Annotated in this window: 11 protein-coding genes, 1 riboswitch and 1 other annotated feature; all 11 genes read left to right on the top strand. The window is 49.2% G+C overall.

Going from position 1 to position 12,807, the window contains the following annotated elements; all coding sequences use genetic code 11:
- The first annotated feature begins 107 nt into the window (after window positions 1-107).
- Window positions 108-379 (top strand) — a binding site (T-box leader).
- A 162-nt stretch (window positions 380-541) separates the two neighbouring features.
- The 11 genes from DW826_RS10995 to DW826_RS10945 all read left to right on the top strand — a co-directional run bounded on the left by DW826_RS10995 (window position 542) and on the right by DW826_RS10945 (window position 12,735).
- Window positions 542-2,242, top strand: a complete 1,701-nt coding sequence (locus tag DW826_RS10995) for a carbon starvation CstA family protein (protein WP_117552733.1) — start codon at window positions 542-544, stop codon at window positions 2,240-2,242.
- A gap of 473 nt (window positions 2,243-2,715) precedes the next feature.
- Window positions 2,716-4,143, top strand: a complete 1,428-nt coding sequence (gene rlmD, locus DW826_RS10990) for a 23S rRNA (uracil(1939)-C(5))-methyltransferase RlmD (protein ID WP_181968047.1) — start codon at window positions 2,716-2,718, stop codon at window positions 4,141-4,143.
- Window positions 4,144-4,156: 13 nt separating this feature from the next.
- Window positions 4,157-5,329: a Fic family protein gene (locus DW826_RS10985; RefSeq protein ID WP_117552732.1), complete on the top strand. Its 1,173-nt coding sequence runs from the start codon at window positions 4,157-4,159 to the stop codon at window positions 5,327-5,329.
- 1 nt (window position 5,330) lies between these two features.
- Window positions 5,331-5,561, top strand: a complete 231-nt coding sequence (locus tag DW826_RS10980; RefSeq protein WP_117483923.1) for a hypothetical protein — start codon at window positions 5,331-5,333, stop codon at window positions 5,559-5,561.
- Between the two features lie 6 nt (window positions 5,562-5,567).
- Window positions 5,568-6,110, top strand: a complete 543-nt coding sequence (locus tag DW826_RS10975; protein ID WP_117552731.1) for a GNAT family N-acetyltransferase — start codon at window positions 5,568-5,570, stop codon at window positions 6,108-6,110.
- 65 nt (window positions 6,111-6,175) lie between these two features.
- Window positions 6,176-6,721: a phosphodiesterase gene (gene yfcE / locus DW826_RS10970; RefSeq protein ID WP_117552752.1), complete on the top strand. Its 546-nt coding sequence runs from the start codon at window positions 6,176-6,178 to the stop codon at window positions 6,719-6,721.
- A 140-nt stretch (window positions 6,722-6,861) separates the two neighbouring features.
- Window positions 6,862-7,114, top strand: a riboswitch (cobalamin riboswitch).
- Window positions 7,115-7,362: 248 nt separating this feature from the next.
- The gene (locus tag DW826_RS10965) at window positions 7,363-9,006 is read left to right on the top strand and encodes an ABC transporter substrate-binding protein (protein ID WP_117552730.1); all 1,644 of its coding nucleotides are present in this window, start codon (window positions 7,363-7,365) and stop codon (window positions 9,004-9,006) included.
- A gap of 110 nt (window positions 9,007-9,116) precedes the next feature.
- On the top strand, window positions 9,117-10,070 hold the full coding sequence (locus DW826_RS10960; RefSeq protein ID WP_117552729.1) for an ABC transporter permease: 954 nt from the start codon (window positions 9,117-9,119) through the stop codon (window positions 10,068-10,070).
- Window positions 10,067-10,906, top strand: coding sequence for an ABC transporter permease (locus tag DW826_RS10955; RefSeq protein WP_117552728.1), 840 nt, complete (start codon window positions 10,067-10,069; stop codon window positions 10,904-10,906). The genes DW826_RS10960 and DW826_RS10955 overlap by 4 nt, the downstream gene beginning before the upstream one ends.
- Before the next feature lie 154 nt (window positions 10,907-11,060).
- Window positions 11,061-12,026 (top strand): ABC transporter ATP-binding protein, encoded by a 966-nt coding sequence (locus DW826_RS10950; RefSeq protein WP_117552727.1) that lies wholly within the window; start codon window positions 11,061-11,063, stop codon window positions 12,024-12,026.
- Window positions 12,019-12,735, top strand: coding sequence for an ATP-binding cassette domain-containing protein (locus tag DW826_RS10945; protein ID WP_117552726.1), 717 nt, complete (start codon window positions 12,019-12,021; stop codon window positions 12,733-12,735). Before DW826_RS10950 ends, DW826_RS10945 begins: the two co-directional genes overlap by 8 nt.
- Window positions 12,736-12,807 lie beyond the last annotated feature (72 nt).

Genomic DNA, 12,807 nt, shown 5'->3' with positions numbered 1-12,807 from the left:
CGCGTGAAAAAGATATATGTGCGCTTTGCACTGATAAGAAACCGCAAAGATCAAAAAATAACGGTTGACAAAATCACTTTTGTGACTAAAATGAGTGTTGTTCATATTCAAATGCGATGAACGGGACAGGACTTTCTAACAGGATCTTATTCAGAGAACTGCCGGTCGGTGCGAGGCAGATAAGAAATTAGAAGGTTATCACCTGGAAGCAGCCGGGATGAACAGCTCATTTTAGTAATTCCGGACGGAAACCTCACCGTTAAAAGGGGACCGATTCATCTGAGAGTACAGCAGATACTTGAGGAGGATGGGACTGAGAGGCCGGTTTTCCGGCAACAGAAGTGGTAACGCGGAGAATGTTAGATCCTTCGTCTTCTAAGGGAGCGATCCCTGTGGAGACGAAGGATTTTTTGCTTTATACGTATATTCCACAGCAATTCCTGCCGTATTTTCAGGATCGTTTGAATATGGATGGACTACAGGGACCGGAATTCGCGACATTCCGGTATGACGAAATGAATTTACAAAGGAGCGAAATGACATGAACACATTAGTAATCGTTCTCATCTCAGCTGTGTGTCTGTTATGCGGATATATGGTATACGGACGCTGGCTGGCAAAGACCTGGGGTATCGACCCGAAGGCAAAGACACCTGCCTATACACATGAAGATGGACAGGATTATGTACCTACAAACGGCTGGATCGTTTTCTCACACCAGTTTTCCTCTATCGCAGGTGCCGGCCCTGTAACGGGCGCTATCCAGGCGGCTGCATTCGGCTGGGTTCCGGTTCTTCTCTGGATCCTTGTCGGCGGTATCTTCTTCGGAGCTGTCACAGACTTCGGCGCTCTTTACGCAAGCGTAAAGAACGAAGGTAAGTCCATGGGACTCCTGATCGAGAAGTACATCGGCAAGACCGGTAAGCGGTTATTCCTGATCTTCTGTTGGTTATTTACACTGATCGTTATCGCAGCCTTTGCTGACATGGTTGCAGGCACATTCAATGCTTATACGGTTAAGGATGGTGTTACAGAGCTGGCCGCAGCGGCTCAGACAAACGGCGCCGCAGGCTCCATCTCCATCGCATTTATCGTATTTGCGATGGTTTTCGGTGTTCTTCAGAAGAAGCTCAACCTTGAAGGCAAGAGCGAGTTCTTCGTAGGACTTGCATGCACGGTTGCGTCTCTTGCAATCGGTATGGCATTTCCGTTAATCGGCGGTAAGGACGCATGGACAGGATTCACATTTGCGTATATCTTCTTTGCATCTGTTCTTCCGATGTGGCTCTTAAAGCAGCCGCGTGACTACATGACAACATTCATGTTTGCAGGAATGATCCTCGGCGCTGTTGTCGGTATTGTTGTTGCGCATCCGAACATGAACCTTCCGATGTACACAGGCTTCACAAATGAGAAGCTCGGAAACATGTTCCCGATCCTTTTCGTAACCGTAGCCTGCGGAGCCGTTTCCGGTTTCCACAGCCTCGTTTCCTCCGGTACTTCCTCCAAGACCGTTGAGAACGAGAAAGATATGTTAAAAGTTGGTTATGGCGCAATGGTTCTCGAGAGCCTCTTAGCCGTACTTGCACTCTGCGTAGCGGGTGCCGCCGCAGCCGCTGACGGTACCGCAGCAGTAGGAACTCCGTTCCAGATCTTCTCCTCCGGCGTTGCTGGACTTCTTGAGATGTTCGGTCTTCCGATCTATGTTGCACAGTGCTTCATGACCATGTGTGTATCCGCTCTTGCTCTTACAAGCCTTGATGCAGTAGCACGTATCGGACGTATGTCCTTCCAGGAGCTTTTCTCCGTAGACGATATGGAGAATGCGGAGGGTTGGAGAAAATTCCTCTGCAACAAATATGTATCCACGATCATTACACTTGCATTCGGCTATATCCTTACAAGAGTCGGTTACTCCAACATCTGGCCGTTATTCGGAAGCGCAAACCAGCTGTTAAGTGCACTTGTTCTGATCACACTCTGCGTATTCTTAAAGGTAACAGGCAGACAGAACAAGACCCTGATCGTACCGTGCGTGATCATGCTCTGCGTAACCTTCACAGCACTGGTTCAGAGAACGCTTGCTCTTGTAAACGCATTCAGCGCAGGTACCGCAGTATTTATGGTTGAAGGACTTCAGCTGATCGTTGCGATTCTTCTTATGGTTCTCGGTGTGATCATCGTTGTCACATCCGGTAAGGAGCTGTTAAGCAAGAAGGCAGGTTCTGAGGCAAGAGCATAATCGAATCAGGTAAGCAGCAAAGTGGATTGCGAATACCCACTGGACATTGCGATTTACATAATGTTTAACGTATAGAGTTGATATGTTAAGACCGGTTTTCCGGTTCCGGGGACTTCTGAATGGGAGTTTTCGGGGCGCGGGGAGCCGGTTTTTTGTATTGACGTAAAAACGTGACTCATTTGAAAATGCGGATCGGATTCACTTTTTCACTGTTGTTTTGCCTGTATGCGGTATAGGGCAGAGATTTTCACGTTCGTTTATGTGATGGGGGTTGCAAATGCGGGAGTAATTCTTGTATACTTAAGAAAAACTGAGCATTGAGTCTTATTTTTAGGTCTGTTCTGCACTTTGTGTATTCGGTATATTCTCAGTACGGGATATACGCTATTAGTTTGGGTTAGTGAGGTGAAAGGACAGAGTGGGCTCAGCGATAAAAATGTACAACAAGAATATTTATATAGAAGGAACGAATTATGGAAATCAAGAAGAACGATAAATTTACAGTGACCATCGAGGATATGGGAGAGGACGGTGCAGGTATTGGCCGCGTGGACGGATATATCTGGTTTGTGAAGGATGCCCTGATCGGGGATACGATCGAGGCGTCAGCCATGAAAATGAAAAAAAATTACGGCTTTGCCCGTCTTGTGCGCGTCATCACCCCGGCCAAAGGCCGTGTGGAGGCGAAATGTCCGGTGGCGAGAGCCTGCGGCGGATGCCAGCTTCAGGAATTGGACTATAAAGAGCAGTTAAAATTCAAGGAAAAGAAAGTATACAATCACTTAAAACGCATCGGTGGCATGGAAAACCTGTTCCTGCCGGAAGAGGCGGAACAGGCAGCGGGAGTGCCGGACGCGGTCGTCATGGAACCGATCATTGGAATGGAAGACCCGTGGAGATACCGCAACAAAGAGCAGTACCCGATCGGCCGCGGAAAAGACGGAAAATCGACGGCGGGATTCTTTGCCGGACGGACCCACTCCCTGATCCCGGTACCGGAGCTGGACTGCCTGCTTGGATGTGCGGAAAATAAAGATTATCTGGCGGCAGTGTTAAAATTCATGGAAGATTTTGGTATGGAACCTTATGATGAGGCAAACCACAAGGGACTTGTGCGCCATGTTCTCTTAAGAAAAGGTTTCGCCAGCGGTGAACATATGGTATGTCTCGTGATCAACGGAAAGAAGCTTCCTCACGAGAAAGAGTTCATCGAGCGGATGCGTGAAGTGGGAGCGGACAGTATCTCCCTGTCCTTCAATATGGAAAAGACAAACGTGATCCTGGGAACCGAGATCAAAAATCTCTATGGGCCGGGTTATATCACGGATAAGATCGGAAACATCGAGTACCGGATCTCTCCGTTATCCTTCTATCAGGTAAACCCGGTCCAGACAGAACGTCTCTACGGAACAGCTCTGGAATTCGCTGATTTAAACGGCGGTGAGACCGTCTGGGACCTCTACTGCGGAATCGGAACAATCTCCTCCTTCCTCGCCCAGAAAGCCGGAAAAGTCTGCGGTGTCGAGATCATTCCGGCAGCGATCGAGGATGCCAGAGAGAATGCGAAGCGCAACGGTCTCGATAATGTAGAATTCTTCGTCGGAAAAGCCGAGGAGGTTCTTCCGGAACAGTATGAAAAAAATCATATCAAAGCCGATGTAATCGTTGTCGACCCGCCAAGAAAAGGCTGCGATGAACTCTGCCTCGAGACTATCGTAAAAATGTCCCCGGAGAAGGTAGTTTACGTCAGCTGCGATTCCTCAACCCTGGCGAGAGATGTGAAGTACCTCGGAGAAAACGGATATGAGGTAAAACGTGTCAGAACCGTTGACATGTTCGGAATGTCAGGGCATGTGGAGACGGTAGCGTTATTAACGAAAAAATGCCTACACTGTAATTAGTTGGGAGATGAAAATGAATCAGGATCCTTTCAAAGAATATATAAGAGAATCAGAGCCGAATAAACGTGAAAAAGGCTATGCATGGCAGACAGCAATTGGGCTGCAGGCAGTAGATGGGCTGAAAACGTCAAAATATCTGATCGATACTGCGATTCGGAATATCGAAGGTGATATTTCAATTGATGAGGCAAATTCGCTTTTAAATAGCTACTATGAAGAAAACCCAAAACAGGATCCTGGAGACAGAACGGAGGAAGCGGATAAGGTTTCTGTCCGGATCGTAAAGGTTTTGTCAGAAACGGGTTTTAGTTTTACTCCAAATGAATATATCTCGATTCATAAAAAACTATTTACTGGAATCTACAGACACGCCGGAAAGATCAGGGATTATAACATCACAAAAAAAGAGTGGGTATTAGATGGAGAAACAGTTCTTTATGGAAATGCGTCTGAACTCCGTGACACGTTGGAATATGACTTCTCCGAAGAAAGAACATTCAGCTATAAAGGTCTGTCGATCAATGAAATAATTCATCATCTGGCAGTGTTTGTCTCAAGGTTATGGCAAATCCATATTTTTGAGGAAGGAAATACCAGAACGACGGCAGTATTTTTTATCAAGTATTTAAGAACGCTGGGATTTGATGCCACCAATGATATATTTGCCGAGAATGCATGGTATTTTAGAAATGCATTGGTGCGGGCAAATTATAATAATTTTAAAATTGGGATTCATGAAACAACAGAGTATTTAGAGCTATTTCTGCGAAATCTGTTATTGAATGAAGAAAATGAACTGCATAATCGGGTCATGCATATCAGCGGAAAGTTTGTGATTCCTCCAAAAGCGAACGATGAGAGTATAAAAGCGAACATTGAAATGCAAAAAGTGAACGATAAGAGTATAAAAGCGAACATTCGTAAACAGATTGGAAAAATAATTCCTGGATTATCAGATAAAACAGTGGACCATATTCTGCGTATATATGAAGCATACGGAACAGCAGAAGCGTTTGGAAGAAAAGATATAATGCTTTTGACAGGATTAAAAGCAACCAGAGCATCAGAAGTAATAAAGTTATTGATAAGCGCAGAGATCATTGAAACGGTCAAAGGGCATGGAAAAGGAAAATATTGTTTTATAAAAAAGTTAAGTGAAAAGCCAGATTATGAGGGGAGTGTGTAAAATGAAAAACGAACAGGAATACATCATTCTCCAGATCCAGGAGGATGACTATGGCTGTGAGGAACGCCCCGCGGGGGCAAAGAAAACAGTTTTCGTCCGGATGAAAGACGCTGAGGAAAACGAGCGGATGATCCGTCAGGAAGATGACTGGCTTTATGAGCAGGAGATTGATGAAGGTGATCTGGTAGTATTAACGGAGAATCACCTGTATAAAAAAACGGAGGAGAGATAAATAAAGATGGAATTACAGACAGAACGCCTGATTTTAAGACCATGGCAGGAGAGCGATGCGGAGAGCTGCTACGAATATGCGAAAGACCCGCAGGTCGGTCCGGAAGCAGGATGGCCGATGCATACGAGTGTGGAGAACAGCAGAGAGATCATCCGGGAAGTTTTATCGGCGGATGGAACGTATGCGGTGGTTTTAAAGAGTACCGGAAAGCCGGTGGGCTGTGCAGGCCTTACAGTGGGCGCGGCATGCAATATGCCGGTACCAGAAGATGAGGGAGAGATCGGCTGCTGGCTGGGAACTCCGTACTGGGGGCAGGGAATCATCCCGGAGGCGATAAAGGAGTTGATTCGGTACGGTTTTGAAGATCTGGGGCTGAAACGAATCTGGTACGCGTATTTTGACGGGAATGAGAAATCGAAGCGCGTGGCAGAAAAATGCGGCTTCCGGTATCATCATACGAACAGGGATCTGGAGTGGAAATTGTTAAATAAAACAGTGACAGAACATGTCCATGTGCTTGAAAAAAACGACAGGAACGATGAAATCTAAAGAAGGCAAGAGCAGCATGGAGATAGATGCGCTGATCTGTAAAAGGAAAGGAATCTGCTGAAATGATAAAACTCATGATCGCGTCCGACATCCACGGCTCCGCGTACTACTGCAAAAAGATGCTGGAAGCATTCGACCGGGAGCAGGCGGACCGTCTCCTGCTTCTGGGCGATATTTTATACCATGGACCGAGAAACGACCTCCCGAAAGAGTACGCCCCAAAGGAAGTCATCAAAATGTTAAATGAGCGGAAAAACAGGATCTTCTGCGTCCGCGGAAACTGTGATACCGAAGTGGACCAGATGGTTCTGGAATTCCCGATCCTCGCGGATTACGCAGTGATCCCAACGGCGGACCGCCTGATCTACGCCACCCATGGACACCACTTTAACTTAAAACAGCTCCCTCCGCTTCAACCGGGGGACATTCTTCTTCATGGCCACACCCACATCCCGGCCTGGGAATCGTTCGGCGACGGCAACCTGTACCTGAATCCGGGTTCCGTGTCGATTCCGAAAGCGGAGAGCGAGCACAGTTACATGATCCTACAGGATGGGGTAGTTGTCTGGAAAGATCTGGACGGTGAGATCTACCATAGTCAGAAACTGTAGTTTCTGTGGGTGAAAAACCGGCTAAAAATCTTATAAATACTGTTATTACGGATAAAACGGGAACGGATCAAAAAATCTATCCCCGTTTTTTATAGAGCCTATTGCATAATAATTTCTGTAATGCTAAAATATCTCCCATAACAATCGAAGAGGCATCCGGTGCTGCTGCCGCTGTGAAAAAGTTCATGAGAACAGGCGGACAGCAGGTAAAAGGGAAACAGGTGGAAGACCTGTACGATCTCGTCACTGTGAGCAGGGAATACAAGACCATGCGCGAAAGCGCGGTCACTGAGGAAGAAGGACAGTTGGATAAACTGTCGTGAAAGCTTTGGGAAGGCGGTTTTGTGTGATGATCTGTAAGTCAGGAAACCTGCCGGACTGCTGGTACAGGAAGAAAATTTCCAGGTCACGAGGCATTGATCGTACCGTTTATATGTCGGCTGATTCCAGCGGACATCTTTTTCTGATGCATAAGCATTTCGGTATTTGAAAAATTCTCAGATGGAACATCTCCATACCAACTCCGAAGTTATAAATAAAATACAGCTATCCATCAGCCCTGTACAATTACCGGGTCCGTTACAGATAAGGATAGGCCGGGAGGCAAAACAATTCAATATTTACACAACCTGGAGGAGAACATGAAGAAGAAACATGCAAGTCTGCTCTTAGCGGCAGCAATGGCGGCATCCGTAATCTCAGGATGCGGAAATAGCGCGAACAACAGTGCGGCAGAGACAGAAAAGACAGAGACAATTGCAGCGGCAGCGACAAGTGCAGCGGAGGAAACAACAGCAGCCGAGGCAGCGGAAGACACAGAGAAAAACGAGACAGATGAGGTCGTTATTGCGACTCCGCGTGACGCTGTACAGGGAAGCGGAGACGCTTACTACTGTTGGGAAGGCGCTTATGTATGGGAAGCGCTCACGGCAAACAACGGCGGCGTGATCGATCCGTGGCTCGCAAAATCCTGGGAACACAACGATGGCTGTACCGAGTGGACATTCAACCTGCGGGATGACGCGTATTTTACAGACGGTGTCCAGTTTGATGCTGACGTATGCTTAAAGAACATCGAGCGCTGGGGTCATGGAATCACCTCCACATATACGACACTCAGTATCGAGAAATCTCTCCCGAACCTCGATAAGATGGAAAAAGTCGATGATTTCACCGTAAAATTCACCTTCACACAGCCGATCACAACGCTTGAGTATGTCCTTTCCGACTATGGCAGCCCGATGTACAGCCCGAACTGCTTCGACGAGGAGACAGGCGTGATCTCCGACTACGCGATCGGTACAGGCCCATACAAGATCGTTGACCATGTAGAGTCCGAGTATGTGACACTTGAGAGAAACGACAATTACTACGGCGAGAACGGCAAGGTAAAGACCTTCAAGATCCGCTGCATCCCGGATGCAGAGACACGTGTATCTGCATTAAAATCCGGTGAAGTTATGGGACTTGCGGACAACGGCGCGATCACCATGGACGCTGCGAAGAACCTCTGCGACACAGACTCCAGCTTCGAGATGGACAGCACTCCGAGCCATATGACCGAGTATATCATGTTCAACGATAAAAATGAGTACCTTGCGGACAAGCGCATGAGAGAGGCTTTCAACCTCGCAACAGACCGCGACAGCATCTGCAGCGTGATCTATGGCGGACTTTTACAGCCGGCATACTCTTTCTTGAGCACCCAGTCTACATTCCATCTGGATATTCAGGGAGCTTACGACATGGAACAGGCAAAGGCCCTCGCAAAAGAGGTTCTCGGCGACAAAACTGTGGACATGACCATGATCATCCGTTCCAGCACTGCATCTGACTACAACTGCAAGGCGGTTGCAGAGTATTTAAAGCAGGTTTACGCAGAACTCGGCGTGAACATTAATATCGAGATCGTAGATTCCTCCCTCTACAAAGAGAGACAGCAGGAGGGCAGCTACGATATGACACTCACCGTATTTGGAATCAACAATGCAGATCCGACTTCCACATTTAAGCAGTACTTCGCAAGCGAAGGAAACAGCAACAAGACATTCAATTACAACTATTATAATGAGACGATCGATGAGCTCGTTGCAAAAGCTCCGACGATCGCTGACGTGGAAGAGCGCAGTAAGATCTACGATGAGATCCAGCAGGAACTCTTTGATGACAGTGCATGCGTTCCGATCTGCTACCAGATCAACGTTAACATCCATAACAAAGCGATCACACACTACGCAGGAAAGACCTTCGGTGTCGGCCTTCCGACAATTTCCTGGGTAAAATAATATCTGAGAGCGATCCGGCGGGTCAGATATCCGCCGGTCAGGCAGATAAGACATGAATTTGGCAGGACTGTCTGAAAAAGGCAGTTCTGCTGTTTTTGAAAGGAACACATATGGCACTTTTAAAGTACATTCTGAAAAAAATGCTGATGCTCTTGCCGGTACTCATCGGAATCAGTATCATTGCCTTTGCGCTTGGGATCATGTCGCCGGGGGATCCGGTAGACCAGGTGCTGAATCCAAATGGAAATGAATCCTACACGCAGGCGGAGTATGATGCCATGGCGGCAAAAATGGGCCTGGACCAGCCGGCGGTAGTCCAGTATTTCAACTGGGTCGACGGTCTGGCGCACGGCGACCTGGGCCGCTCATTTTTCACGAATAAAAGTGTCATGGACCAGCTCGCGAAGCGGATCCCGATCTCGTTAAAGCTGGCTGGTTTCAGCATAATCTTAACGATCGTCTTCGGCGTGGGATCTGGTGTCCTGATGGCGGTGAAAAAAGACCGGCTGCTGGACCATGTTCTGGGGACATTTTCCACAGTGGCCCTGTCCGTCCCCGGATTCTGGATCGCCATCGTCCTGATCTTCATCTTTGCCGAACAGTGGAAGATCCTGCCCAGCAGCGGAATCTCTGACGGCTCCGGATTTATTCTCCCGGCAATCACGCTGGCACTCCCGAGTATCGGAGTCTGCGCGAAACTGACACGGAGCGCGATCCTTGATGAGATCGGACGCCAGTATATGACCGTGGCTGACGCGAAAGGCATGAGCCGCCGCCGCGCGGTGATCCGCCACGCCTTCGGAAACGCCCTGATCCCGATCATCACCTACCTGGGAAACCATATGGCGGGCATTATCGGCGGCGCGTCCATCGTGGAGACGATCTTCGCGATCCCCGGAATCGGAAGCTACGCTATCGCAGGCGTGCAGTCGAAAGACTACTATGTGGTCCAGGCCTACGTTCTGTTCTCCGGATGCATCTATGTGCTGACAAATATCCTGATCGATCTGATCTACATCGCGCTGGATCCAAAGATCCGTGCGGGAGAGGCGGTGGAATCATGAGAAAATTAAAAGAACCCCGTCTGACCGTGAAGGCGAAGACCGGTCTTGTGCTCTTATTTATCATTCTTCTCACCAGCGTCCTGGCACCGGTTCTCGCGCCTTATGATCCGTTGGTATCGAACCTGTCAGAGGCGCTTCAGAAACCGTCGGCTGCGCACCTTTTAGGAACCGATAATATCGGCAGGGACACCCTGAGCCGTGTTCTCTACGGCGGAAGACAGTCCATTCTTCTCGCACTGGCTGCGACGGTGCTCTCCATGCTGCTCGGCTTTGCTCTTGGACTCTTCGCGGGATATTTCGGTGGCTGGATTGACGGAGTCATCACGACGATCTCCAGCATCTTCCAGGGACTTCCGGGCCTGACGCTTATGATCGCCGTGGCAGGTCTCCTGGGACAGGGCGTAAAGAGCATGCTGATCGCCATCGTGATCAACTCCTGGGTAGGTTTTTCCAGGATCGCCCGTGGCGAGGTCATGAAATTAAAGCAGGAGAGCTTTATCAAGGGACTTAAGACCATCGGAGCCAGTGATCTCAGGATCCTGTTTCTCCACATTTCGCCCAATATCCTTGGAACCTTATGCGTGCTCTTTGCCACAAGAATTGCCGGAAACGTGATCTCCGTGGCATCCATGAGTTATCTGGGTCTGGGACTCCAGCCGCCGACACCGGACTGGGGCGTTATGATCAACGACGCGAGGCAGTATTTCCGCCAGGAACCGCTGCTCGTCGTCGCACCGGGACTCTGTATTCTGCTGCTTTCCCTGAGCATCAACCTTCTCGTGGATGAGCTGCGTGACCGGCTGGATGTGAGGAAAGATGTCATGAAGAACATGTAGTGCCAGGGAAATGATCCGCTGTAAGCCCGCCTGAGAAATTTAACGCTTAACGTTGTTGAAGGAAGCTCGGATCACGAAAATTTATGAGCAGCGTGAGCGTGCAAAGTACAGGGGCTGATAGCAGATACAGAGCACAGAGAATGGGGAAGATTAAATGGAAGATAGAAAAAAAACAGGAGAAAAAAGCGACATTGAGATCCGGAACCTCTCCGTCTCCTTCCAGGACGGCGGCGAGACGGTACATGCCATGGAGGGCGTCAACGCGTACTTCCCGGCGGGCAGTGTCACCGGACTCATCGGGGAGAGCGGCAGCGGAAAATCACTTCTCGGCATGTCCATTTTAGGACTTCTCTCTGGTCAGGCGAAGGTGGAAGGAACCTGCATGTATAAGGGCATGGATCTGTACCGGCTGCCGGAAAAGGAGATGCAGGAGATCCGCGGAAAAGAGATCGCCCTGATCCCACAGAATCCCACGGAGTCGTTAAACCCGATCCGGAGAATCGGAAAACAGCTCACGGAGTGCATGACTGTCCATGGAAACAAGGATAAAGAACTCGCAAATTCCCGGCGGGATGAGTTCCTGCGCCGGTTTGGATTCGCTGACCCGGACCGGATCAGCCGCGCCTACTCCTTTCAGCTCAGCGGCGGCATGAACCAGCGTGTGATTTCCGCCATGGGACTCATGAACCGGCCGAAGTGGGCCATCGCCGATGAGCCGACAAAAGGTCTGGACGCCATCTTAAGGCGGCAGGTCTACCAGGTACTGAAGGAGATCTCCGAGACGGACACCGAAGGAATGATCGTGATCACCCACGATATCGCCCTGGCGGGCGTGCTCTGCGACCGGCTGATGGTGCTCTATAAAGGAAGTATCATGGAGGTCGGGGACACGAGGACGATCCTGGAACATCCGGCTCACCCGTACACGAAAGGACTGGTCGCGTCGCTTCCGGCGAAAGGAATGAACCCCATCGGGCGCGCGGTGAGAAAGAACGAAGGAAACTCCGGCTGCAGTTTTTATCCGCGATGTCCGTATGCGGCGGACGCCTGCAAAAACGGGCCGGTCCCGGAGGCGGAGCTTCCGGATGGACGGAAAGTGAGGTGTGTCCTGTATGCTTAAGGTCAGCCATATCTGCAAGACATTTACGGGCGGAATCATCAGGAAGACCCGTGTGGATGCGGTAAAAGATGTGTCCTTTACGATTTGCAACGGGGAGACATTCGGAATTGTCGGGAATTCCGGCTGTGGAAAGTCCACGATCGCCAACATGCTGCTCTCCCTGATCAAGCCGGATTCCGGCACTATCGAGATCGACGGAACGATCCAGATCATCTTCCAACACCCGGAAACATCCTTAGATCCGGCAAAAAAGATCGGTTACAGTTTGGAAGAACCGATGCTCATCCATAAGATGTATGACAAAGCCGGGAGAAAAATTCACGTGAAAGAGTTGTTGGATCTGGTGGATCTCGGGGAAGAACTTCTGGACCGCTATCCGCACCAGATCAGCGGAGGCGAGGCACAGCGCATCATGATCGCCAGGGCGCTCTCTTTGGATCCAAAGATCCTGATCTTAGACGAGCCAACGAGTATGCTCGACGTCTCCGTACAGGCACAGGTCATGACACTCCTAAAAGAACTTCAGGAAAAACTGGGTCTCAGCTACCTGTTTATCTCCCACGATCTCGATGTGGTCCGTTGGTTCTGCGATGAGATCGCGGTCATGGAAGAAGGAAAATTCGTGGAGACTGGACGGACGGAGGATGTGATCGGGCATCCGAAGGCGGAATTTACGAAGAAGCTGGTGGAAAATTTTATATTAGAGTAGAAGCTGCGGTGCGGGAAAAAGTTCCTGCACCGTTTTTGTATGACGAGACAAAGCAGAAGATCGTGAAAAGTC

It is taken from the genome of Clostridium sp. AM34-11AC, assembly GCF_003435375.1.
Classification (GTDB): Bacteria; Bacillota; Clostridia; order Lachnospirales; family Lachnospiraceae; genus Pilosibacter; species Pilosibacter fragilis.
Note: the sequence above shows the minus strand (reverse complement) of the source record. Positions and strands in the feature narration are given on the sequence as shown.